The 24,262-nt window shown below is 69.8% G+C and carries 19 protein-coding genes; 10 read left to right on the plus strand and 9 right to left on the minus strand.

Translation table 11 applies throughout. The features are described from left to right. Positions 1-439 precede the first annotated feature (439 nt). From AB0D12_RS22145 to AB0D12_RS22155, 3 genes are all read right to left on the minus strand, one after another. Positions 440-955: a hypothetical protein gene (locus AB0D12_RS22145; RefSeq protein ID WP_362685395.1), complete on the minus strand. Its 516-nt coding sequence runs from the start codon at positions 953-955 to the stop codon at positions 440-442. A 529-nt stretch (positions 956-1,484) separates the two neighbouring features. Then, positions 1,485-1,907, minus strand: a complete 423-nt coding sequence (locus tag AB0D12_RS22150) for a secondary thiamine-phosphate synthase enzyme YjbQ (protein WP_362685398.1) — start codon at positions 1,905-1,907, stop codon at positions 1,485-1,487. A 123-nt stretch (positions 1,908-2,030) separates the two neighbouring features. After that, a complete protein-coding gene (locus AB0D12_RS22155; protein WP_362685401.1) occupies positions 2,031-2,936 on the minus strand; it encodes a LysR family transcriptional regulator in 906 nt (301 codons plus the stop codon). A gap of 141 nt (positions 2,937-3,077) precedes the next feature. Here AB0D12_RS22155 and AB0D12_RS22160 point away from each other — a divergent pair, with 141 nt between their 5' ends. From AB0D12_RS22160 to AB0D12_RS22175, 4 genes are all read left to right on the plus strand, one after another. Then, complete coding sequence (locus AB0D12_RS22160; RefSeq protein ID WP_362685404.1) at positions 3,078-4,232, plus strand: FAD-binding oxidoreductase; 1,155 nt, start codon at positions 3,078-3,080, stop codon at positions 4,230-4,232. A gap of 33 nt (positions 4,233-4,265) precedes the next feature. Further along, positions 4,266-5,606: a VOC family protein gene (locus AB0D12_RS22165; protein ID WP_362685407.1), complete on the plus strand. Its 1,341-nt coding sequence runs from the start codon at positions 4,266-4,268 to the stop codon at positions 5,604-5,606. Beyond that, positions 5,603-7,141 (plus strand): aldehyde dehydrogenase family protein, encoded by a 1,539-nt coding sequence (locus AB0D12_RS22170; protein ID WP_362685410.1) that lies wholly within the window; start codon positions 5,603-5,605, stop codon positions 7,139-7,141. Before AB0D12_RS22165 ends, AB0D12_RS22170 begins: the two co-directional genes overlap by 4 nt. A 62-nt stretch (positions 7,142-7,203) precedes the next feature. Further along, a complete protein-coding gene (locus tag AB0D12_RS22175) occupies positions 7,204-8,298 on the plus strand; it encodes an NAD(P)-binding domain-containing protein (protein WP_362685413.1) in 1,095 nt (364 codons plus the stop codon). Between the two features lie 6 nt (positions 8,299-8,304). Here AB0D12_RS22175 and mltG read toward each other — a convergent pair whose 3' ends face one another. From mltG to AB0D12_RS22190, 3 genes are all read right to left on the minus strand, one after another. Next, entirely contained in the window at positions 8,305-9,153 is an 849-nt protein-coding gene (gene mltG / locus AB0D12_RS22180; protein ID WP_362685416.1) for an endolytic transglycosylase MltG, read from the minus strand. Between the two features lie 110 nt (positions 9,154-9,263). After that, positions 9,264-9,860 (minus strand): hypothetical protein, encoded by a 597-nt coding sequence (locus tag AB0D12_RS22185; protein ID WP_362685419.1) that lies wholly within the window; start codon positions 9,858-9,860, stop codon positions 9,264-9,266. A 39-nt stretch (positions 9,861-9,899) separates the two neighbouring features. Then, the gene (locus tag AB0D12_RS22190) at positions 9,900-11,708 is read right to left on the minus strand and encodes an ABC transporter ATP-binding protein (RefSeq protein ID WP_362685422.1); all 1,809 of its coding nucleotides are present in this window, start codon (positions 11,706-11,708) and stop codon (positions 9,900-9,902) included. Between the two features lie 119 nt (positions 11,709-11,827). Here AB0D12_RS22190 and AB0D12_RS22195 point away from each other — a divergent pair, with 119 nt between their 5' ends. Next, positions 11,828-12,289: a MarR family transcriptional regulator gene (locus AB0D12_RS22195; RefSeq protein ID WP_327322019.1), complete on the plus strand. Its 462-nt coding sequence runs from the start codon at positions 11,828-11,830 to the stop codon at positions 12,287-12,289. 149 nt (positions 12,290-12,438) lie between these two features. On the opposite strand, the gene AB0D12_RS22200 is transcribed toward AB0D12_RS22195, so the two are convergent. Then, positions 12,439-14,052 (minus strand): peptide-N4-asparagine amidase, encoded by a 1,614-nt coding sequence (locus AB0D12_RS22200; RefSeq protein ID WP_362685425.1) that lies wholly within the window; start codon positions 14,050-14,052, stop codon positions 12,439-12,441. A gap of 157 nt (positions 14,053-14,209) precedes the next feature. Between AB0D12_RS22200 and AB0D12_RS22205 the strand changes: the two genes are divergently transcribed. Both AB0D12_RS22205 and AB0D12_RS22210 read left to right on the plus strand, forming a co-directional pair. Beyond that, positions 14,210-16,024, plus strand: coding sequence for an ABC transporter ATP-binding protein (locus AB0D12_RS22205; protein WP_362685775.1), 1,815 nt, complete (start codon positions 14,210-14,212; stop codon positions 16,022-16,024). Continuing rightward, positions 16,021-17,802, plus strand: a complete 1,782-nt coding sequence (locus AB0D12_RS22210) for an ABC transporter ATP-binding protein (protein ID WP_362685428.1) — start codon at positions 16,021-16,023, stop codon at positions 17,800-17,802. The genes AB0D12_RS22205 and AB0D12_RS22210 overlap by 4 nt, the downstream gene beginning before the upstream one ends. A gap of 56 nt (positions 17,803-17,858) precedes the next feature. On the opposite strand, the gene AB0D12_RS22215 is transcribed toward AB0D12_RS22210, so the two are convergent. Next, entirely contained in the window at positions 17,859-18,650 is a 792-nt protein-coding gene (locus tag AB0D12_RS22215) for a metal-dependent hydrolase (RefSeq protein ID WP_362685431.1), read from the minus strand. Between the two features lie 60 nt (positions 18,651-18,710). On the opposite strand from AB0D12_RS22215, the gene AB0D12_RS22220 reads away from it, so the two are divergent. The 3 genes from AB0D12_RS22220 to AB0D12_RS22230 all read left to right on the plus strand — a co-directional run bounded on the left by AB0D12_RS22220 (position 18,711) and on the right by AB0D12_RS22230 (position 22,839). Continuing rightward, a complete protein-coding gene (locus AB0D12_RS22220; protein ID WP_362685434.1) occupies positions 18,711-21,284 on the plus strand; it encodes a DUF3516 domain-containing protein in 2,574 nt (857 codons plus the stop codon). Between the two features lie 25 nt (positions 21,285-21,309). After that, complete coding sequence (locus AB0D12_RS22225) at positions 21,310-22,182, plus strand: acyl-CoA thioesterase II (protein ID WP_362685437.1); 873 nt, start codon at positions 21,310-21,312, stop codon at positions 22,180-22,182. 168 nt (positions 22,183-22,350) lie between these two features. Next, positions 22,351-22,839 (plus strand): glutathione peroxidase, encoded by a 489-nt coding sequence (locus AB0D12_RS22230; protein ID WP_362685778.1) that lies wholly within the window; start codon positions 22,351-22,353, stop codon positions 22,837-22,839. 69 nt (positions 22,840-22,908) lie between these two features. Here the strand turns inward: AB0D12_RS22230 and AB0D12_RS22235 are convergent, their stop codons facing one another. Next, positions 22,909-24,135 (minus strand): acyl-CoA dehydrogenase family protein, encoded by a 1,227-nt coding sequence (locus AB0D12_RS22235; RefSeq protein ID WP_362685781.1) that lies wholly within the window; start codon positions 24,133-24,135, stop codon positions 22,909-22,911. Positions 24,136-24,262: the final 127 nt, after the last annotated feature.

Here is a 24,262-nt window from a genome sequence, read left to right on the forward strand (position 1 = left end):
CGCCATCGGTCTGCTCGATGTTTGAGGCAGCTCGCACTGGCGTCTGAAAACGGTGAGAAGCAGGTAACGAACTGTGCCGCTGACCTTTCCGTCTCATGGTGCTCACTGCCAGGGCTCTCGGTCTCGGGCAGTTTTGCATTGCCGTAGCGGCGCCAGGCAGCCCCCGTGCCCGATCGGGCGGTGCCCGGAGGGGCAACACCGAGGAACTCCGGTGAGGGCGCCAGAGACGCCCTGGTGAGCGGATCCCCTGGTCGGCCCACGACCGGTTCCGCGATCTTCCAAACTCGTACTCAGGGATCCGAGCGCGGCGGCGCTTGACTGAGCCAGTGGGATTCCACCGCCCGCGCGGCCATCTGCGGGAAGTCTCACTTCCGCACGCCGCTGCGGGTCCGCGGCCGGAATACCGCCGTGGACCCGCGCTGATTGCGAAGGCGGGTCCTCAGTGCTGAAGCACGACCTTGAGAACCACGATGACCAACCCAAGGAGAAGATTGATGGCACCGGCGAGCAGCATCAGACGGCGTGAAGCGCCGGCGCGGCTGGCGGCCACGGTCGCCCAGCCGACCTGCCCGGCCAAGGCGACCCCGAGTGCCAGCCATGCCGTCCCCTGAACGCCCAGTCCAAGGAATGGACTGATGGCCACGGCACCGGCCGGTGGGACGGCCGCCTCGACGATCGGGCGCTCTTCCGCGCACGTACGGCGGACGTCCTGCCAGCTCAAATGGTGCACCATTCGAGCCCCGAAAAGGCGGGAGAAGACGTGCGCGGCCCAGAACACCACAGCGGTGCACAGCAGCAGCAGAACGAGTTCCAGCCGGGGAAACGAGCCGAGCGTTCCGGCGCCGACCACCACGGAGGCGGCAAGCAGCGAGCCGTAGACGGCGCCGGTGTAATCGATCTTGGCCGAGGTGGCCGCCTGGGTCTCCGAGGCTCGCTTAGGGGTCCGGCGTTTCATGCCTCCAGGGTCGCCGAGCAGACCATGCTCCGCACGAGCAGCAGCCGTGTGCCGCCTGAGGCCGGCCTTCGTGTGTCATCGCTCTCCGGCGCCAGGTGCAGGCCACAGACCGGCGAGCAGCAACAGGCGCTGCGCTTTGCAGCAGCCGAGGAGCAGCCGCCAGCCACGTGCGTTCGTGAGGCGTCGTCCTTCGCGCATCTCGGGCAGGACGCCGCTGTCCCGCGGCCCCGCTGGTCCACGCATGGCCCACATTGCCTGGTGACAGGCCCTGAGCATCGGCCAGTCTCGTATCCGCACCGGATCGCGGCGGAAGCCGAGGCGGTGGTGTGTGAGCTGCGGCGTCGGCATCCGGGCTGAGGTCCGCGCTTCCCGGACCACTCCGCTGGCCAAAAGTCTCAGGACAGTCGATTCAACTGGTCAGCCGCGGTGCGGTTCCTGTACCACCAGCAGACGAAGAATCTGCTGAGCCGCAGACAAGAACGCCACTTGGTGGGGTCGGGGATGCCGGGTACGGTCGCGCTCGCGACTGCTACCCAAGGAAAGTCAACCGCACTTGACGGTTGGCATTGTCTTTGTTGGTGTCCACCAGGCAGACCGACTGCCAGGTGCCGAGCTCCAGCCGGCCGCCGATCACCGGCAGCGTGGCGTGCGGCGGCACCAAGGCGGGCAGTACGTGGTCCCTGCCGTGGCCCGGGCTGCCGTGCCGGTGCTGCCAGCGGTCGTCTGCCGGCAGCAGGGTGTGCAGCGCGGCGAGCAGATCGTCGTCGCTGCCCGCGCCGGTCTCGATGACCGCGACGCCCGCCGTCGCATGCGGGACGAAGATGTTGAGCAGGCCGTCCCGGCCGCTCGCGGTCTCCTGGAGGAATTGTTCGCAGGCGTGGGTCAGATCGGTCACCGTCTCGACGGAGCCGGTGGTGATGGTCAGGATCCTGGTGGTGAACTGTCCGGGCATGGGTCCATCTTCTCGTCCATTCGGCAAGATCGCCGATGCCCGGACCGAGGACGCACTCGCGCGGGACCTCGTTCGACAGCGCACATACGAAGGCGCGGTGACCGGGTGTCGTCGCGCACGGCGTCAGGGCTCAGCCGTCGCCGCCCGCCGCAGTGCCTCGATGAGCACCTCCACCGACGGCCGCCCCCGCGAGGCGGCGCGTACGGCCACCACGACATGTCGCTCGACCAGGTCGTCGAGGGGCACCGAGGCGATGCCCTCCGAGCGCAGCCTCAGCATCAGCCCGGTCAGCGGCGCCACGCCGAGACCCGCCCCGACCATGGCCAGGGAGGTCGCGGTGTCGGTGACCTCATGGGCGACGCGCGGTTCGAATCCGGACCGGCGGCAGGCCGTACGCACCGCACGTCCGTAGTACGTATGGGGCGCGGGCAGGATCCAGTCCCGGCCGGCCAGCTGGGTCAGCCGCCAGGACGTCGCGTCGGGCGGCGCCTGATCGGCCGGCACAGCCACTGTGAAGCGCTCCGAGTGGAGTCGTACCAGCTCAGAGGTCTCGTCCCGGGCGAGCGGAGCGTCCGGATAGTCGAGTCCGAGCGCCAGGTCCACCCGACCGGCGGAGACCTCCGCGTGGGCCTGGTCGACATCCACCTCCTGGCTCACCACCTCGACCCCCGGGTGGTGTTCGCCGAGCCAGCGCAGGGCGGGCGGAAGGAAGGCCGCTGCCGCTGTGCCGAACACGCCGAGCCGCAGCCGCGCCGAGATCTCCGTACGGGTGCGCTCGATGGCGGCCGCCGCCTCGGCCTGGGCCCGCAGTATGCGGCCTGCGTGGACGACCAGCGTGTGCCCGGCGTCCGTGAGCTCGACCCGTCGCCCGACTCTCCGTATCAGCTGCGCGCCCGCGGTCCGCTCCAGCTGGGCGATCTGCTGGGAGATCGCGCCAGGGGTGTAGCCGAGGGCCGCAGCGGCCGCCGTCATGGTGCCGCAGCGGTCGAGTTCGGCCAGTGCGCGCAGATGTACTCCACCCAGTTCCATGGAGAGGATCTAAAAGATCGACTGCTGAAACTGTCAATGGACGCGAAGAGTCGGTGACGTCCACCATGGCTGTCACCGCACGGACTCCGCCTCATGCCGCGATCCACCGCGATGTGTCGAGCAGACGGGACGGCTCTATTCATGGTTCACAGCGCTGAGGTCGTCATCGTCGGCGGTGGCGTCGTCGGGGCGAGCATCGCCTTCCATCTGGCAGAGGCCGGGGTGCGGGACGTCCTGGTTCTGGAGCGCGACGAACCGGCGTCGGGCTCGTCGGGCAAGCCGATCGGCGGGATTCGCGCCCAGTTCTCGGATCCGCTCAACATCAGGCTGGGGCAGCGCAGTCTGGAGGCCTGGCGGGCCTTCACCACCCGCCCCGGGGCCGACATCGGCATCGAGAGCGTCGGCTATCTCTTCCTCCTCGGCAGCGAGGCCGAGGTGGCGACGTTCCAGCAGGCCGTCGACGTACAGAACGAGCTCGGTGTCCGCAGCAGGATCATCACGCCCCGCGAGGCGCACGAGCTGTGCCCCTACGTGGATCCGCATTCCGTCGTCGCCGCCGCGTACTCCCCCGACGACGGTTATGCGCTGCCGAAGGCGGCCGTGCACGGCTATCTGCGCGCCGCCCGACGCCTCGGCGCGACCCTCCGTACGCACTGCACCGTCACCGGCATCGATGTCGGCGGCGGGCGGGTGCGGGCGGTGCGTACGACGTCGGGGACGGTGCGCACGTCGACGGTGGTCTGCGCCGCGGGTCCCTGGTCAGCGGCCGTCGGCGCGATGGCCGGTGTGGAGCTGCCCGTCACCCCGCTGCGCCGGCAGATCGCGCTGACCGGGCCGCTGAGTCCCGCGCCGCCGAGGGTCCCCTTCACCCTCGACTTCGACTCCACGCTCTACTTCCACAACGACGGAGCGGGCGGGCTGGTCCTCGGGCTGTCCGACCCGCGCCAGGAGCCGGGATTCGGGCGCGAGTTCAGCCAGGAGTGGCTGGAGCCCTTCCGCGAGGCGGCGACCCGGCGGGCACCTGCACTGGCCGGCCTTCAGGTCCGGAGCGGCTGGGCGGGGCTGTACGAGATGACTCCGGACCGCAACGCCCTGATCGGCCGGGCGGGCGAGGTGAACGGCTTTCTGTATGCCACCGGATTCTCCGGGCACGGCTTTCTGCAGGCGCCCGCGGTCGGCGAGATCGTCCGTGACCTCTACCTCGACAGGACGCCGTTCATCGATGTCGGGCCGCTCGCCGCGACCCGCTTCGAGGGACACGCCGCGGCCGTCCGCCCCGAGGCCCACATCATCTGATCCCGCAGTACACCGGAAGGTAAGGAGGACCGCATGATTCCCGTCTGGCGGCTGCGCGCCGCGTTCGCCCGCCGTCTCTCCGACATGTACGGCACGGAAGTCCCCGCGTACACGACGCTTCTGGAGGTGTCGGCACAGGTCAACGACGAGGTGATCAGCAAGGGCGGCGATACGGGACGGCTCGGCGGCATCGAGCGGGTCACGGCGGAGCGGCACGGCGCCATCCGGGTCGGTACCGCGCGCGAGATGCGCCAGGCCGCCCAGGTCTTTGCCGCGCTGGGCATGGAGCCGGTGGGCTTCTACGATCTGCGCGAAGCCGCGGCCAGCGCCGTCCCTGTCGTGTCCACCGCCTTCAGGCCCATCGAGGCCGAGGAGCTGGAACGCAACCCCTTCCGGGTCTTCACCTCCATGCTCACCACGGCCGACCGGCGCTTCTTCGACGCCGGACTCGAGGCCCGGCTGGAGTCCTTCCTCGGCCGGCGCGAGCTGTTCCCGCCGGAACTCCTCGACCTGGCCGCGCGGGCCGAGCGGGAGCAGGGCCTCGACGAGGCAGCGGCAGAGCAATTCCTGACTCTGGCGGTCGCCGCCTTCGAGCTGTCATCACAGCCCGTGGACCGCGCCTGGTACGCGGAGCTGGAGCGGATCTCCGCCGTCGCCGCCGACATCGGCGGCGTCACCAGCACCCATATCAACCACCTCACCCCCCGCGTCCTCGACATCGACGAGCTCTACCGGCGGATGGCGGACCGCGGCATCACGATGATCGACCGGATTCAGGGCCCGCCGCGCTGGGACGGCCCTGACGTGCTGCTGCGCCAGACGTCGTTCCGGGCCCTGGCCGAGCCCCGCCGCTTCCGTGAACCCGACGGCAGTGTCGCCGCCGGTTCCCTGCGGGTCCGGTTCGGCGAGGTCGAGGCGCGCGGCATCGCGCTCACCCGGTCGGGCCGCGCGCTCTACGACGAGCTGATCGGCGAACCGGCCGAGGTCTGGGCCGGCCGCTTCCCGCGTACCGAACACCAACTGGCCGTCCGGAAAAAGGCGTTCTTCCGCTACGAGCCGGAAGCAGGCCGGCCCGGCGACGGCCGCCGCCCGCCGGAGGATGTCGCAGGCCTCCTCGACGGGGGCTGGGTGAGCGCCCACCCCATCGTCTACGAAGACTTCCTGCCCGCGTCTGCCGCCGGCATCTTCCAGTCGAACCTCACCGACGAGGGCACCCGGGACACCACCGCCACCGGCGCCCACTACGACCGGCAGTGGCTCTCCGGCGTACTGGAGCGCCCCGTCCACGACCCCTTCGGCCTCTACGCCGCTCAGCAGGACAGCTCACTTCGGCAGGCCCGCCGGGCCCTCGGACTCTCCAAGGACACATCTTGACCACCAACAGCATCACGCTCCCCGACAACGACTCCCTGCGCACCCGGGCGAAGCAGAGCCTGCTCCACTGCGGTGCGCAACTTCCCCCGGGCGGTGGCGATCTCGTCGCCCGCACACCGCTGACCGGCGAGGCTCTCTTCACACTGCCCGCCACGCCGCCCGAGCAGGCCGACGCGGAGATCGGCGTGGCCGAGGAGGCGTTCAGGCAGTGGCGTACCGTTCCCGCGCCGCAGCGTGGCGCGCTGGTCAAACGGCTGGGCGAGCTGCTGACCGAGCACAAGGAGCACCTGGCGGACCTCGTCACCATCGAGGCCGGCAAGATCCGTTCCGAGGCGCTCGGCGAAGTACAGGAAATGATCGACATCTGTGAGTTCGCGGTCGGGCTCTCGCGTCAGCTGTACGGCCGGACCATGGCCTCCGAACGGCCGGGTCACCGGCTCTCGGAGAACTGGCACCCGCTGGGTGTTGTCGGTGTGATCTCCGCCTTCAACTTCCCGGTCGCCGTCTGGTCGTGGAACACCGCGCTCGCGCTGGTCTGCGGCGACACGGTCGTCTGGAAGCCCTCGGAGCTGACCCCGCTGACCGCCCTCGCCTGCGACGCCCTGCTCGCCCGCGCCGCCGCCGACACCGGTGCGCCCGCGGGTGTGCACCGGCTGCTGCTCGGCGGGCGCGAGGCGGGTGAGCGGCTGGTCGACGACGCACGGGTGGCCCTGGTGAGCGCGACGGGATCGGTCCGTATGGGACGGGAGGTCGCCCCGCGTGTGGCCACCCGATTCGGCCGCTGTCTGCTCGAGCTGGGCGGGAACAACGCGGCGATCGTCACTCCGTCGGCCGATCTCGACCTCGCCGTGCGCGGGATCGTCTTCTCCGCCGCGGGCACCGCGGGCCAGCGCTGCACCAGCCTGCGCCGCCTGATCGTCCACGAGGACATCGCGGACCAGTTGGTGGAGAAGATCGTCCACGCCTACGGCCAGCTGCCTGTCGGCGACCCGTTCCAGGAGACCACCCTGGTGGGCCCGCTGATCTCCGGCACGGCGCACCGGGGTATGACCGAGGCGCTGGCGGCGGCCGAGGCCGACGGCGGGAAGATTCTGACCGGCGGCGACCGACAGCTGGCGGAGCAGGCGCCGGAGGCGGCGTATGTACGGCCCGCGGTCGTACGGATGCCCGCGCAGACCGCCGTAGTCCGCCGGGAGACCTTCGCGCCGATTCTGTATGTGCTCAGCTACCGGACGCTGGAGGAGGCGGTCGCGCTGCAGAACGGGGTCCCGCAGGGCCTGTCCTCCAGCATCTTCACGCAGGACCAGCGGGAGGCGGAGCGCTTCCTGGCCGCCGACGGCTCCGACTGCGGTATCGCCAATGTCAACATCGGCACGTCCGGTGCGGAGATCGGCGGAGCATTCGGCGGGGAGAAGGAGACCGGCGGCGGCCGCGAGTCCGGCTCGGACGCCTGGAAGGCTTATATGCGCCGGGCCACCAACACGGTGAACTACTCGGACAGCCTGCCACTGGCCCAGGGGGTCAACTTCCTCTGACCCCTCCGATTTCCGCTGAGCGGAGCGGGAAGATCCACGACCCCGGCGCGGTTGGTAGAACCGTGAACAACTTCGGGGTGCGAGACGTGGACGTGGTCGTCATCGGCGCCGGACAGGCGGGACTGTCCGGCGCCTACCATCTGCGACGCGCCGGACTGGAGCCGGACCGCGATTTTGTGGTGCTCGACCATGCCCCGCGGACCGGCGGAGCCTGGCAGTTCCGCTGGTCCTCGCTGACGTACGGCAAGGTGCACGGCATGCATGCTCTGCCTGGCATGGAGCTGACCGGAGCCGATGACGGGCGGCCCTCCTCCGCGGTGATCGGCGAGTACTTCTCGGCGTACGAGGAGCGCTTCGACCTGAAGGTCCACCGGCCCGTCGATGTCACGGCGGTGCGCGAGGGCGAGGACGGGCGGCTGCTCGTCGAGACCTCGGAGGGGAGCTGGTCGGCGCGGGCGCTGATCAATGCGACGGGCACCTGGGACCGTCCGTTCTGGCCGCGCTACCCCGGCCAGGAGACCTTCCGCGGGCGGCAGTTGCACACCGTGAACTACCCGGGGCCCGAGGAGTTCACCGGGCAGCGCGTGATCGTGGTGGGCGGTGGCGCCTCGGGGACGCAGCATCTGATGGAGATCGCGGAGGTGGCAGCGGACACGACCTGGGTGACGCGCCGGCCGCCCGTCTTCCGCGAGGGGCCGTTCGACGAGGGTGCCGGCCGGGCGGCGGTGGCCATGGTGGAGGAGCGGGTTCGGCGCGGACTGCCGCCGATGAGCGTGGTCTCCGTCACCGGGCTGCCGGTCAACGACGCCGTACGCCGCGCCGGCGCGGACGGGGTTCTGGACCGGCTGCCGATGTTCGACCGGATCACTCCGACCGGGGCCGCCTGGGACGACGGGCGGACGGTGGAGGCGGATGTGATCCTCTGGGCGACCGGTTTCCGCGCGGCGATCGACCACCTCGCACCACTGCGGCTGCGCGAGCCGGGCGGCGGCATTCAGGTGGAGGGCACCCGCGCCGTCCGTGACGCCCGCATCCATCTGGTCGGATACGGGCCTTCGGCCTCGACGATCGGCGCCAACCGGGCGGGCCGGGCGGCGGTCCGTGAGATCAGGCGGCTGCTGGAGCGCGAAGGCGAGATCGAACCGGCCCTGGTCTGATGGCCGTCAGCCGCTGTTGCCCGCGCTCCTGCGCTTGGCGTTGAACTCCTCGACATTGCGCCGGTGATCCTCGTAACTGGCGGTGAAACGGGTGTCCCCGGGCGCCACGGTGACGAAGTAGAGCCACCTCCCGGGCGCCGGATTGACCGCCGCGTTCATCGCCTCATCCCCCGGATTGTCGATCGGAGTGGGCGGCAGCCCCCGGCGTTCATAGCTGTTGTACGGACTGTCGAGCTTGATGTCGCTCGCCGTGGTGTCCAGGGTGCTGCGGTTCAGCGCGTAGTTCAGCGTCGAGTCCATCTGCAGCGGCATCCCCTCGGCGAGCCGGTTGTAGATGACCCGCGCCACCTTCCCCATGTCCTGGGGCGTATCGGCCTCGGCCTGCACAATGCTGGCGATGTTCACGGTCTGATAGGCCGTCACTCCGCTGCGCTGGGCGCCGCTGCTGATGTGCATGGCCCCGAACCGCTGCCCGGCCGTGTTGACCATGTAACTGAGCAGGGTCGTGGGCGTGGTCTTGGAGTCGACCGGATACGTGGCCGGGAAGAGGTAACCCTCGGGATTGCCCCTGGCGTCGGCGGGCAGTTTCAGTTTCGCCGCGCCTGCCGCCTTCCGGGTGGTGCCGGGTGCCACATCGAGGGTCTTGTCGACCGCCCCGTACACCTGCGAGGCGCGCCAGCCCTCGGGCACGACCAGTGTCGCCTTCTTCTCCGTGGTCTCCTTCGGCAGCAGGAGCGGCACCAGTACCGCAGCAGCCGCGACGACCACCGCGCTCACCACGATCAGGACCAGTCGGCCACGGCGGGTCAGGCGGAGCCTGCGACCGGGCTGTGCCGACGACGGTTCGTTCCTCATACGGGCACGCTAACCCGGAGCCCGCGCCGATCACGGCACCCGGCGAGGCGCGAGACAGGCTCCGCCGGGTGCGCCGTACGTCGGGAGGTCGTGAGGTCTACCGCGCAGGTCTATCGCACGAAGGGCGGCAGCGCGGCGAACTCCGGTACCACCTGGACCGCCTCGGCAAGGGTGTCGAGGGTGCGCCTGACCCTGGTCAGCGGGTGGTCGGGGAACTGCGCGTCCCACTGGGCATGGTCGGCGGCGTGGAAGGGCAGACCGCCCTGGACCTCCGGCGCGTACGGGTGCGGCCTGAAGTACTTGTCGGTGCCGACCTGGGCCATCACCATGGCCTCCCGCATTCCCGTCATGCCGCGCTCGGGCGCCTGGATCTTCACCACGGTGCTGCATGTCGCGCGCGGCACGGTGAAACTGCCGATGAACGCCTGGCCCGCGGGCTGTCCCGGCAGCGGCAGCTTGAGTATCTGCTTCAGCGCGGGCAGCTGTCCCAGACTCTTCACCGAGGCCTCGATCAGACCGCCGCCCGCGTCGGCCGTGAGGCGGGTGAGTGCGGCACGCAGCGCGGGACCGTCGTCGAGCGAGGCGGGCAGGTCCGGCGGCAGCCCGAAGAAGTGCAGCGACAGCACATCGCCTTGGTCGTTCGCCCATACGTCGTCGTCGACGGGCCGGTATCCGGGCAGTTCTTCCACCCCGAGAAGAGCTCTCATGGGCGGTGATCATGCCGTACCTGACGAGGGCGGTCCGTGTCAGGGTGCGACGGGGGCCAACTGCGCGTCCCTGCGCACCAGAGCGGCATAGCGGCCGTCCCGCTCGAGCAATTCCTCATGGCTGCCGCGCTCGGCTATGCGCCCCGCGTCGAGTACGACGATCTGGTCGGCGTCCCGGACCGTGGAGAGGCGGTGGGCGATGGTGATGGTCGTACGGCCTGCGGAGAGTGCGTCGATGGCCTGCTGCACGGCGTACTCCGTACGGGTGTCGAGGGCGCTGGTCGCCTCGTCGAGGATGAGGACGGGCGGATCGCGCAGGATGGTGCGGGCGATGGCGAGCCGCTGCTTCTCACCGCCGGAGAAGCGGTAGCCGCGCTCGCCGACCAGCGTGTCGTAGCCGTCGGGCAGGGACGCGATGTGGTCGTGGATCTGCGCGGCGCGGGCGGCCGCCGCTATCTCCGCGTCGGTGGCGTCCGGTTTGGCGAAGCGCAGATTGTCGGCGACGGAGGCATGGAAGAGGTACGTCTCCTGGGAGACGACGCCCACGGCCCGGGCGAGAGTGTCGAAGTCGAGGTCGCGCACATCGACGCCGTCGACCGTGACGCGGCCGCCGGTGACGTCGTACAGCCGGGGCACCAGATAGCTGAGCGTGGATTTTCCGGAGCCGGTGGGCCCGACGACGGCGAGGCTGCCACCCGCCGGCACCGTGACATCTATCCCGTCGAGGGTCGGCCGGGCCTGCTTCGCCTCGTAGGCGAAGTCGACGTCTTCGAAGCGCACTTCGCCTCGGACCTTTTCGAGCCGGACCGGTTCGACAGGCTCCGTGATGTCGACCGGCAGGTCCAGATACTCGAAGATCCGCTGGAAGAGAGCGAGCGAGGTCTGCATCTGCACTCCGGTGGAGAGCAGGCTCACCGCGGGCCGGAACAGGCCCTGTTGGAGCGAGACAAAGGCGACGAGCGTGCCGATGGAGATCGCGGGTCCGCCGGACTGGAGCGCCAGGCCCGCGGCCCAGTAGATGAGGGCGGGCATGGCGGCCATGACGATGCCTATGGTCGACATCCGCCACCGGCCGGCCATGCTGGAGCGCACTTCGAGGTCGACCAGGCGCTCGGACTCCTCGGCGAAGGACCTGGTGAGCGAGTCGGCCCGGCCCATTGTGCGGCCGAGCAGGATGCCGCTGACGGAGAGCGACTCGGTGACGGTGGCGGCCATGGCGGCCATCTGCTTCTGCCGCTGCGTGGTGATCTTCTTGCGCTCGCGGCCGACCCGGCGGCTGATCCAGACGAACAGCGGCAGCAGGAGCAGCGAGACGGCGGTGAGCCGCCAGTCCAGCGCGAGCATCGCGACGACGGTGGCGACCACGGCCGTGAGGTTGGAGACCAGGGAGGTCGCCGTGGAGGTCACGGTCGCCTGCATCCCGCCGATGTCATTGGCGATGCGCGACTGGACCTCTCCGGTGCGGGTCCTGGTGAAGAAGGCGAGCGGCATGCGCTGCAGCTGCGCGTAGACGGCGGTGCGCAGGTCGTGCATGACGCGCTGGCCGACGGTGGTGGATATCAGCGTCTGGAGCACACCGAAGACGCTGTTCATCACCGCAGTGAGGATCATGCCGAGGGCGAGCAGGCTGAGCAGCCCGGTGCGGCCCTGCGGGATGGCGGTGTCGAGGATCTCGCGCAGCAGGAACGGCGAGGCGACCGAGACGAGCGAGGCGGCTGCGACGAGCAGCCCGACGATCGCGAGCCGGCCGCGGTAGGGACGGAAGAGCCGGAGAATGCGCCGCACCTCGGCGGGCGGCTGCTCCGGGTCCTTGGGCGGGGGTGTCCAAGTGACGGCTTCGGGGTGCATGGGCTCCTTCGACAGGGGCTGAGTCGGGGGTGGGACAGGGGCGATTCAGCAAAGTTTTGGAGAGCTTAGCTCACTGTTACCTATATTCACAATGAGCCTGCTCCTGATATTGTTCCGGCATGCTGTACTCATCTTCCGGGGCATCCGACGCCGACGGCCTGCTGGCCGAGCAACTGCTGCGGCTGACGCGACGACTCCACCGCAGTCAGAAGCGGCAGCTGGAGTCGGCCGACATCGCGATCACACCCGCGCAGTCCCGGCTGCTGCGCACCGTCGCGCATTACGACCAGCCGCCGCGCATGGCCGATCTCGCCGCGCGCCTGGAAGTGGTACCCCGCGCCGTGACCAGCCTGGTCGACGGCCTGGAGACGAGCGACTGCGTCCGCCGCATCCCCGATCCGAGCAATCGCAGGGTCACCCGGATCGAGCTCACCGACACCGGCCGCGCCACGCTCCGGGCGCTGCGCAGCGCCCGCCGCGCGGCCGCGGAGGACATCCTGGCTCCGCTCACCGCCGAACAGCGCGAGGTGTTCGGCGGGCTGCTGTCCACCCTGGTCGACGGACCGGGACCACGCTGCTGAAGGATCGGGCGACGGGCCGCAGCTCCCCCTCCGCACTGCTGGAGCGGGAGCATACGATCCGTCGCGGTCCGCGCCGCCGGCCGCGGCAACTCACCTTCGGACCCCTGCGGTCGGCGCGGTCGACGCGCGCCTGCGACCCCGTGCCCGCTTCAGCAGCGCAGCCGGTCCTCGGTCACCGTCCCCTGGACGGTCCGCAGGCTGCGGTCGTAGCAGCCCCCGGAGCCGTACAGCCGGTAGCGCTCCGCCGTCGTCCCGACCGCGTGCCGCTGGTCGCGCGGCACATTGGCGGTGTAGGTCGCATCGCCGCTGTACGTGTCGTCGAGCCGCGACCAGGTCAGGCGCTTCCCGCCCTGAGCGACGACCGCGTCGGCCTTGTCCCCGAGGGTGAGGACGGTACGCAGCCGGTCGCCCGCGCCCAGCGTTGTGACTCCGTCCATCGTGTACGTCCGGTGCGTGGCCGAGATCCGGCGTCCGCTGGTCACCGTCCCGTCGTCCGTCCAGGTGCCCTTGAGCGCGTCCAGGTTCTCGCCGTCGGTCCAGCGGTGTACGGAGGTGTTGCCCAGCACGCGGGTCACGGTCGTCGCGACGCGACCGTGCGAGGTGTTGAGGTGACCGGCGACGGTGAGCCGGTGACCGCCCTTGGTGTCGAGCCGGTGCTCGGAACCGGGCGTGTACGTCACCGAGTTGACGGGCGCGCTCTCCTCGTGGCGGGTCAGCGCGCCGGTGACGACATCACTCCCGTTGTCCTGCCACACCAGCACATTGGTGGGTGTGCTCCAGCCGGTCTGGCCGACCGGGACTCCGACGACGGACACCTCGACGCGGTGCGGCCGACCGTCGTTGAGCCGCGCGGCGAAGGGCGTGAGATCGTACTGGACCGGCTTGATGTCGAAGGCGCGCGGCCCCGGCGTCACGTACCAGAGGAAGGGGTTGGACCAGCCGCCCGTCCAAACCGTCGGGAACGGCGCGGCGATTCCCGCGAGCTGTCCGTCCACCTTGATCTGCACCTCGCGGTACGGACCACCCGCGGCTCTGCATGAGTACGGGGCAGCGTCGGGGACGGTCAGATACCAGTACTCCTCGCAGCCGCCGCCCGATCCGGTGGCGTACACCTCGGCAAGGATCCGCTCGGAGCTGCGCGGAGTGGTGAGCGAAGTGCCATCGAGGGCAAGCACCTTGTCCGGCGCCCTGTCCGGCGCCTCGTCGGGCAGCGCTGCCGGCTTCGCGGCGCGCTCGGCCGCGTAGAAGGTCAGTGTGACCTTCACGTCGAAGACGCCGGTGTACGTCTCATTGACGACATTGCCGATGAGCATCTCGACCGGCTGGGTACGGCGCAGGATGTCGCTGTAGCGCGTGATGTCCTTCTCCACCGACCAGGCGATGCCGTCCGGCGAGGGCTGCGGCGTTGAGGTGCGCAGGATCTCCACGCCGCCGACGGCGAGATGCCCGAGCCGGTCGTACTGCCGCCCCTTGACGCTCCCGTCGAGCCGCAGCACCACCTTGCTCCATCGGTCGCCGCATCCCTTCGGCGGTGCGTAACTCCCCTTGTACGGCGTGAAATCGCGGAACTGCGCCTCGGCGACGGTCACTTGGCAGGACTTCGCATGGGGGCGGGTGACGGGCGGCACGGCGGTGACCGGGTCGTGCCAGTCGGTACCGAACTCCGCGGGCGGTGTACCGGCCGCCGCGGCGGGTCCGGCGCCGAGCAGCGACCCCGCGGCCAGCGCCAGTCCGGCGAGCATGGACATGATCTGTCTCTTCATGCGTCAGGAGTGAAGCGTGCGGCAGGTCAGGTGCGCCAGAGCGAGTCCTCAGATCTTGGCGCGTTCTGTGTCCCCGGCGCAAAATTCGATTGCCGCGGAGGGTCCCGAAAGGCGAACCTTGCACGGTTTGAGCCACACTTTCGAGCCCTGGGACATCATGCAGATTCGCGATCTTCCGTATCCCGATCCAGGTGATCCCGACGTCCGGTCCGGCACGCACTTTCTGCTGTGGCTCGGTCGGAATCAGCTGGGCGGTCAGTTCAAGGCCTTGTTCTGGGGGTTGATGCACCAGCTCGGCATCGCCGGGCTGCCGCTCGGCGTGGGCCTGGCCGTCCAGGCCGTGGTGGACCGTTCCGGCGAGCGGCTGGCGTATGCGGGCGGGCTGATCGTGCTGCTCGGCGCGGCCATCTCGCTGGGCGACACGATGCTGCACCGCGCCGCCGTCACCAACTGGATCACCGCAGCGGCCCGTGTCCAGCAGCTGCTGGCCCGCAGGACCGCGGAGCTCGGGGCGGTCCTGACCCGCCGGGTCGCCGCCGGCGAGGTCATCGCGGTCTCGACCGGTGACGTGGAGAAGATCGGCTGGTTCGTCGAAGCGCTGTCGCGGTTCGCGGCGGCCGCCACCACGCTGGTCGTGGTCTGCGTCGGTCTGGTGATCTACGAGCCCGCGCTCGGCTTCATGGTCGCGATCGGCGTACCGGTACTGACCCTGGCCGTACTGCCGTTGCTGCCCCGCGCCACCCGGCGCGCGGACATCCAGCGCGAGAAGGCGGGCAAGGCCACCGAACTGGCCTCCGACACGGTCGCCGGCCTGCGGGTGCTGCGCGGTATCGGCGGAGAGGAGCTGTTCCTCGGCCGCTACCGCCGGGCATCGCAGGAGGTGCGCCGGGCCGCCGTCCGCAGCGCCCGTATGTGGGCGCTGATCTCCGCGATCCAGGTGCTGCTGCCCGGTCTGCTGATGACCGCCGTGGTCGGGTACGGCGCGAAGCTCACGCTCGACGGCCGGATCGAGGTGGGCCAGCTCGTCACCGTCTACAGCGCGGTGCTGCTGACGCACTACCCGTTGAGAAACGTCGAGGAGATCGCCATGGCCTTCTCCTTCTCCCGGCCCTCCGCGAAGCGGGCGGCACGGGTGCTGGCGCTGCGCCGCACGACGGAGCCGTCCGGGGTCGAGTACGGCCGCCCGAGCGGTGATCTGTACGACCCGGTCACCGGAGTTCTCGCTCCGGCAGGCCGGTTCACCGCCGTGGTGTGCGGCGACCCGGACGCTGCCGGGCTGCTGGCCGAACGCCTCGGCGGGCATCCGGCCGCCGAGGCGGACAACCCCACGTCCGTACTGCTCGGCGGCGTGCCGCTGGACGAGCTGACGCTGGACGAGTCCCGTGCCGCCGTCCTCGTACAGGACAAGGATCCGGTGCTGCTCTCCGGCACACTGCGGGAGCTTCTCGACGTCCCCTCGTCCGGCCACGTGTGCGCCGAGGACGCGCTCGACGCGGCGCAGTGCGGGGATGTGCTGAACGCGCTCGCCCAGGCGTCCGTGGACACCGACGGCGATCCGATGCGGACGCGGATCACCGAGCGCGGCCGGTCCCTGTCGGGTGGTCAGCGGCAGCGCCTCGCGCTGGCCCGTTCGCTGGTGACCGACCCCGAGGTGCTGGTCCTGGACGAGCCGACATCGGCCGTCGACTCGCACACGGAGGCGCGGGTCGCGGCGGGCGTCAAGCGCCTGCGCGCCGACCGTACGACCGTGGTCTTCGCCTCGTCGCCGCTCCTGCTGGACCTCGCGGACCGGGTGGTGCTGGTGGACAACCACGAGGTGGTGGCCGTCGGTGTACACCGCGAGCTGCTGCACACCGAGCCGCGCTACCGGGCCGTCGTGACCCGTGAGACGGACGACGAGGCCGAGGAGCGGCTGAAGACGGCCGAAGCGGCTGAACTGGAAGCATTCGCAGAGATCGAGGAGTCGGCATGATCGGCATCGCGCCGCCGGAGTACGACCCGGCGGCACCGGAGTCGGCGACGACGCTGCCCGTCGGCAGTGCCGCGACCGTACGGTCCTATGTGCGCGAGCTGCTGCACCGGCACCGGCGCGCCTTTGTCGCGCTGATCGCCGTCAACGCGATCGCGGTGATCGCGTCCATGACGGGCCCGTATCTGCTCGGCTCGGTGGTGGAGCGGCTGACGGACGGGGCGCGCGAGCTCCATCTGGAGCGCACCATCGCGGTGTTCGCGCTCGCGCTCGTCCTTCAGACCGTGTTCGTACGGCTGGTGCGGCTGCGCGGCGCGATGCTCGGCGAGGAGATGCTGGCCGATCTGCGCGAGGACTTCCTCGTGCGGTCGGTCGGCCTGCCGCCGGGCGTGCTGGAGCGGGCCGGTACCGGCGATCTGCTCTCCCGGATCACCACCGACATCGACCGGCTGGCCAACGCCATGCGCGAGGCCGTGCCGCAGCTCGCCATCGGCGTGGTGTGGGCGGCGCTGCTGCTTGGCGGACTCGCGGTGACGGCGCCGCCGCTCGCACTGGCGGTGCTGGTGGCCGCACCGCTGCTGGTGGCGGGCTGCCGCTGGTACTTCAAGCGGGCCCCTTCCGCGTACCGCTCTGAGGCGGCCGGGTATGCGGCGGTCGCTGCCGTCCTCGCCGAGACGGTCGACGCGGGCCGGACCATCGAGGCGCACCGCCTCGGCGATCGCCGCATCGCGCTCTCCGACCAGCGGGTCAAGGAGTGGACGTCGTGGGAGCGCTACACGCTCTATCTGCGCTCGGTCCTCTTCCCCGTCATCAACATCACGCATGTCACGGTGCTCGGCTCGGTGCTGATGATCGGCGGCTGGTTCGTCCTGCGGGGCTGGATCGACGTCGGCCAGCTGACAACGGGGGCGCTGCTTGCCCAGATGCTCGTCGACCCGGTCGGAATCATCCTCCGCTGGTACGACGAGCTGCAGGTGGCCCAGGTGTCGCTGGCCAGGCTGGTGGGCGTCCGGGAGATCGAGCCGGACGCGGGCGACGGCAAGATCAGCCCGGACGGACGCGATGTGCGCGCGGACGGGGTGCACTTCGGCTACCGCGAGGGCGTGGACGTGCTGCACCAGGTGTCCCTGGCCGTGGCGCCGGGCACCCGGCTGGCCCTGGTCGGCCCGTCCGGCGCGGGCAAGTCGACGCTGGGCCGGCTGCTCGCGGGTATCTACGCGCCGCGGGCGGGACGGATCACCCTCGGCGAGGCCGAGCTGTCCCGGATGCCGGCGGAGCGCGTCCGCGAACATGTAGCGCTCGTCAACCAGGAGCACCACGTCTTCGTGGGCTCGCTGCGCGACAACCTGCTGCTGGCGCGTACCGGCGCGTCCGACGCGGAGCTGTGGGCGGCGCTCGGCGCGGTCGACGCGGACTCCTGGTCACGGAGTATGGACGACGGCCTGGACACCGAGGTCGGCTCGGGCGGCCTCGCCCTGACCCCGGCCCAGGCCCAGCAGATCGCATTGGCGCGCCTGGTTCTCGCGGACCCGCACACACTGGTCCTGGACGAGGCGACCTCGCTCCTCGACCCGCGGGCGGCACGGCATCTGGAACGCTCGCTGTCGCGGGTCCTGGACGGCCGCACGGTGGTGGCGATCGCTCACCGCCTGCACACAGCGCACGACGCGGATGTGATCGCGGTGGTGGAGGAGGGCCGGATCAGCGAGCTGGGCAGCCACGACGAACTGGCGGCGGCGGACGGGGCGTACGCGGCACTGTGGCGTTCCTGGCACGGGTGAGCGCCGCGGGCCGGGTCGGTAGCCGTGTGACCGGGCCCGCTGAGCGCCGCGGACGGCTAGATATAGCCCAGCGCCGCCGCGCCGCCCACTCCCCCGAGCAGCATGAACACCGGCATCAGCACCTTCAGCTCCACCCAGCTGCCCGCCCTGAACCGCATCGCCTTCGGCGGGCCGATCGGGTACCAGCGCTTGCGGCCCACCGGTATCGGCCACAGGACCGGACAGCCCGAGACAGTCAGCGCATCGCCGATGTCATGTACCAGGGCGCCCAGCACGATCGGCAGCCCCAGCCACAGGTACTCCTGGCCCGGGGCCGTGAACAGCCAGTCCGAGCCGTTGCCCGGCTTGTCCAGCACTCCGGCCAGGATCCACGCGCTCGTCGCGCCCAGCAGCCACACCAGTACATCGCTGGAGACCCGCGCGGCCCGCCACAGCAGGCCCTCCACCGCGAGCACCAGGTGGATGAAGAGGATCGCGAGGACCGCCCACCGGCCCCCGGTGATCGCCAGCGCCGAGGTGCCGGCGCCGATCAGTACCGCCCACAGCCAGGTGTGGGTGAGTGTGCGGTGGCCGCCGGTCCTGCGCTTGTCGCCGGGCTTCTTCGTCGCCTTGTAGACGGCGTACGACAGCTTGTCGACGACCTCGCACAGTCCGCGCGAGACGGGCCCGAAGGCCCTCGAGATCGTCGCCGCCTTGTGGTCGAGGTCGGGCGCGAGTGCCGCGCCCGCGCAGATCAGCCCTCCGACGACGAGGACAGGCCACGGCATCGGGTGGCCGGCGGCGGCGGTCGCCGCGCCCACCCCCAGCCAGGCAGCCGCCCCGGAGAGAGAGTGCGCCGGTCCCATCATGTGCGTTCCCGCCCCATTGCTCTTGTGGTGAAGCCCAGTTGACAGGGCAGCGTATCGCCCGTGATCTTGTCGCCGTCGCCCGGTTCCCTGATCCGGGCAGAAGGCAGGCAAGATGGGGGCGTGACCCTTATTGATCAGCTGCCGCCGGATGCCGACCCCGATGCCCTCTTCGAAGCCTTCTCCTCGTGGGCCGAAGGCCAGGGCATCACGCTCTATCCGGCTCAGGAGGAGGCGCTGATCGAGGTGGTCTCCGGGGCCAATGTGATCCTTTCCACGCCCACCGGCTCGGGAAAGAGCCTGGTCGCGGCGGGTGCGCACTTCACGGCGCTGGCTCAGGACAAGGTCACGTTCTACACGGCGCCGATCAAGGCGCTGGTCTCCGAGAAGTTCTTCGACCTCTGCAAGCTCTTCGGCACGGAGAACGTCGGGATGCTGACGGGCGACGCGTCCGTCAATGCCGACGCCCCTGTCATCTGCTGCACCGCCGAGGTGCTGGCCTCCATCGCGCTGCGCGACGGCAAGTACGCCGATATCGGCCAGGTCGTGATGGACGAGTTCCACTTCTACGCCGAGCCGGACCGCGGCTGGGCCTGGCAGATCCCGCTTCTCGAACTGCCGCAGGCGCAGTTCATCCTGATGTCGGCGACGCTCGGCGACGTCGCCATGTTCGAGAAGGACCTGACCCGCCGCACCGGCCGCGAGACCTCGGTCGTGCGGTCCGCGATCCGGCCCGTCCCGCTCTCGTACGAGTACGTCACGACGCCCATCACGGAGACCCTGACCGAGCTGCTCGAAACCAGGCAGGCGCCGGTCTACATCGTGCACTTCACGCAGGCCCAAGCGGTCGAGCGCGCACAGTCGCTGATGAGCATCAACATGTGCACGCGCGAGGAGAAGGACAAGATCGCCGAACTGATCGGCAGCTTCCGCTTCACCACCAAGTTCGGGCAGAACCTGTCCCGTTACGTGCGCCATGGCATCGGGGTGCACCACGCCGGCATGCTGCCCAAGTACCGCCGCCTTGTTGAAAAGCTGGCGCAGGCGGGCCTGTTGAAGGTCATCTGCGGTACCGACACGCTCGGGGTCGGTGTCAACGTCCCCATCCGAACGGTGCTGTTCACCGCTCTCACCAAGTACGACGGCAATCGTGTACGTACTCTCCGCGCCCGCGAGTTCCATCAGATCGCCGGTCGCGCCGGGCGGGCCGGATTCGACACCGCCGGTTTTGTGGTCGCCCAGGCCCCCGAGCACGTCATCGAGAACGAGAAGGCGCTCGCGAAGGCCGGCGACGACCCGAAGAAGCGCCGCAAGGTGGTCAGGAAGAAGGCCCCCGAGGGCTTCGTCGCCTGGTCGGACACCACATTCGAGAAGCTGATCGGCTCCGAGCCGGAGCCGCTGACGTCGCGCTTCCGGGTCACCAACATCATGCTGCTCTCGGTGATCGCCCGGCCCGGGAACGCCTTCGAGGCGATGCGCCGCCTCCTCGAGGACAACCACGAGCCGCGCAAGGCGCAGCTGCGCCATATCCGCCGGGCCATCGCCATCTACCGCTCGCTGCTCGACGGTGGAGTGGTGGAACAGCTGGACAAGCCCGATGCCGAGGGCCGCACCATCCGGCTCACCGTCGACCTCCAGCAGGACTTCGCGCTGAACCAGCCGCTGTCGACGTTCGCACTCGCCGCCTTCGACCTGCTCGACCCGGAGTCCCCGTCCTACGCCCTGGACATGGTCTCTGTCGTCGAGTCGACGCTCGACGACCCTCGCCAGATCCTCGCCGCCATGCAGAACAAGGCGCGCGGTGAGGCGGTCGGCCAGATGAAGGCGGACGGCATCGAGTACGAGGAGCGCATGGAGCGGCTCCAGGACATCTCCTACCCCAAGCCGCTGGAAGAGCTGCTCTGGCACGCGTACAACGTCTACAAGAAGTCGCACCCGTGGGTCGGTGACCACCCGGTCTCGCCGAAGTCCGTCATCCGTGACATGTACGAACGGGCCCTCACCTTCACCGAGTTCACCTCCTGGTACGAGCTCGCGCGCACCGAGGGCATCGTGCTGCGCTATCTCGCGAGCGCGTTCAAGGCTCTTGACCACACCATCCCCGACGACCTCAAGACCGAGGACCTTCAGGACCTGATCGCCTGGCTCGGCGAGATGGTGCGGCAGGTCGACTCCAGTCTGCTCGACGAGTGGGAGCAGCTCGCCAACCCGGAGATCGAGACGGCCGAGCAGGCCCAGGAGAAGGCCGACCAGGTCAAGCCGGTCACCGCGAACGCTCGCGCCTTCCGTGTGCTCGTACGCAACGCCATGTTCCGCCGGGTGGAACTGGCCGCGCTGGACCACGTCCGCGAGCTCGGCGAGCTGGACGCCGACTCCGGCTGGGACGAGGACGCCTGGGGCGAGGCGATGGACAAGTACTGGGACGAGTACGAGGACCTGAGCACCGGACCCGATGCGCGCGGCCCCAAGCTGCTGCTGATCGAGGAGGATCCGGAACACGGTCTGTGGCGGGTCCGGCAGATCTTCGCCGACCCGAACGGCGACCATGACTGGGGTATCAGCGCGGAGGTCGATCTGGCGGCCTCCGACGAGGAATGCCGGGCCGTCGTGCGCGTCACATCCGTCGGCCAGCTCTGACACTGGGAACACAGGAGACCACCCGATGACGAATCCGGCCGAGCGCCTGGTCGATCTGCTCGACCTGGAGCAGATCGAGGTCAACATCTTCCGCGGCCTCAGCCCGAACGAGTCCCTGCAGCGGGTCTTCGGCGGGCAGGTGGCGGGCCAGGCACTGGTCGCAGCTGGCCGCACCACCGACGGCGAGCGGCCGGTCCACTCGCTGCACGCGTACTTCCTGCGGCCGGGAATCCCCGGCGTGCCGATCGTCTACCAGGTCGAACGCGTCAGGGACGGCCGCTCGTTCACCACCCGCCGGGTCACCGCGGTCCAGCAGGGCAAGACCATCTTCAATCTGACCGCCTCCTTCCACCGGCCGGAGGAGGGCAGCATCGAGCATCAGCTGCCGCCGCGGCTGGAGTTCCCGGACCCCGAGACACTCCCCTCGGTCACCACGGAGATCCGCGAGCATCTGGGCGAACTCCCCGAGGCGCTGGAGCGGATGGCCCGCCGCCAGCCCTTCGACATCCGCTATGCCGAACGGCTGCGCTGGACCCCGGCGGAAATCAAGGAGGCGGACCCGCGCAGCGCGGTGTGGATGCGCGCGGTGGGCCCGCTGGGCGACGACCCGCTGGTGCACACCTGCGCACTGACGTATGCGAGCGACATGACGCTTTTGGACGCGGTCCGTATCCCGGTGGAGCCGCTGTGGGGGCCGCGCGGCTTCGACATGGCCTCACTGGACCATGCGATGTGGTTCCACCGGCCGTTCCGCGCGGACGAGTGGTTCCTGTACGACCAGGAGTCGCCGATCGCGACCGGCGGCCGGGGGCTGGCTCGTGGCCGTATCTACGACCGCGAGGGCAGGCTGCTGGTGTCGGTGGTGCAGGAGGGGCTCTTCAGGCCGCTCGGCGGCTGACAGCGGTCCATGGCCGCTGAGGCGGCAGCGGCGAGGAGCCGCGGCGTCCCCCTGGTTGCACTCCGCACCGGAGTCACCGTCGACCGCTCCCCGAGGCGACCGGCTTCGTGGCAGCGCGTCCCCGGGGTCCACAATGAACATCGAATGCCTGCCACCGAGGAGAATCCGATGACCCTGTACGACATCCCGCTGCGCACGCTGACCGGCGAGCCCACCTCCCTGGCCGACTACCGTGGCCAGGCGGTCCTGCTGGTGAACGTCGCCTCCAAGTGCGGTCTGACCCCGCAGTACGCCGGCCTGGAGCGACTGCAGAAGCAGTACGGCGAGCAGGGCTTCACGGTCCTCGGTGTGCCGTGCAACCAGTTCGCGGGCCAGGAGCCGGGCAGCGCGGAGGAGATCGAGTCCTTCTGCTCGGCGACTTACGGTGTGACCTTCCCCATGCTGGAGAAGACCGATGTGAACGGCGCGGACCGGCACCCGCTGTACGCGGAGCTGACGAAGGTCGCGGACGGCGAGGGCGAGTCCGGGGACGTGCAGTGGAACTTCGAGAAGTTCCTGATCGGCAAGGACGGCGCGGTCGTGTCCCGGATCCGCCCGCGCACCGAGCCCGAGGCCCCCGAGGTCGTCGCCGCGATCGAGGCGTTGCTCTCCGCCTGACGTCAGGCGGCCTCGATCGCCGGAGGGCTTGACCAAGCCCGACCGGCGATCGAGGCCGAACCGGCCGCGCTAGCGGATCGGCATGCCCGAGAGGGTTCTGGCGATCACCAGGCGCTGGATCTCGCTGGTGCCCTCGAAAATCGTGTAGATCGCGGCGTCGCGGTGCATGCGCTCCACGGGGTACTCCCGGGTGAAGCCGTTGCCGCCCAGGATCTGGATGGCCTGCGCCGTGACCTTCTTGGCGGTCTCACTGGCGTACAGCTTGGACATGGAGCCCTCGGCGGAGAGGAAGGGCTTGCCCGTCACCGCCATCCAGGAGGCGCGCCACACCAGCAGCCGTGCCGCGTCGATCTGGGTGCGCATGTCGGCCAGCTGGAAGGCGATGCCCTGGTTGTCGATGATCGGGCGGCCGAACTGGCTGCGGGTCATGGCGTAGTCGAGTGCGACTTCGTACGCGGCGCGGGCAGTGCCCACCGCCATCGCGCCGACCGCGGGGCGGGACGCCTCGAAGGTGGCCATGGCCGCGTTCTTCACACGCTCGCCGCCGGACTTGGCGCGCTCACGCGCCCGGGCCAGGCGCTCGTCCAGCTTCTCCTTGCCGCCGAGCAGGCAGTGTCCGGGAACGCGTACGTTCTCCAGCACCACCTCTGCGGTGTGGGAGGCGCGGATGCCGTGCTTCTTGAACTTCTGGCCCTGAGAGAGACCGGGGGTGTTCGGCGGCACGATGAACGAGGCGTGGCCCTTGGAGCCGATCTCCGGGTCGACGACCGCGACCACGACATGGACGTTGGCGATACCGCCGTTGGTCGCCCAGGTCTTGGTGCCGCTGAGTACCCACTCGTCCTTGGCCTCGTCGTACACCGCGCGCGTACGCATCGCGCCGACGTCGGAGCCTGCGTCCGGCTCGGAGGAGCAGAAGGCCGCGACCTTCACATCGTCCACGTCGCCGTACATCTGCGGAATCCAGGTGCCGATCTGCTCCTCGGTTCCGTTGGCGAGGACACCGACGGCCGCAAGTCCCGTACCGACAATGGAAAGGCCGATGCCGGCGTCGCCCCAGAAGAGCTCCTCCATCGCCATCGGGATGCCGAGACCGGTCGGGTCGAAGAATTGCTGGGCGTAGAAGTCGAGGGAGTAGATTCCCACCTTGGCCGCTTCCTGGATGACCGGCCAGGGGGTCTCCTCACGCTCGTCCCACTCGGCGGCGGCCGGGCGCATCACGTCCTTGGCGAAACCGTTCAGCCAATCGCGGACCTGCTTCTGGTCGTCGTTGAGTTCGAGCGTGAACTCGGCCATGTTCCCCTCCAGCACTGCGGTGACTTCCTGCATGTTACTTGCGGTAACAACAGTCTGTTACCGGCAAGTAGCTCATGTCAACCGGCCACCGCCCGATCCCCTGTACAGGCGGGCATGGTGTTACGTT

This window comes from Streptomyces sp. NPDC048479, from assembly GCF_040651435.1.
In the GTDB taxonomy this organism is placed as follows: domain Bacteria; phylum Actinomycetota; class Actinomycetes; order Streptomycetales; family Streptomycetaceae; genus Streptomyces.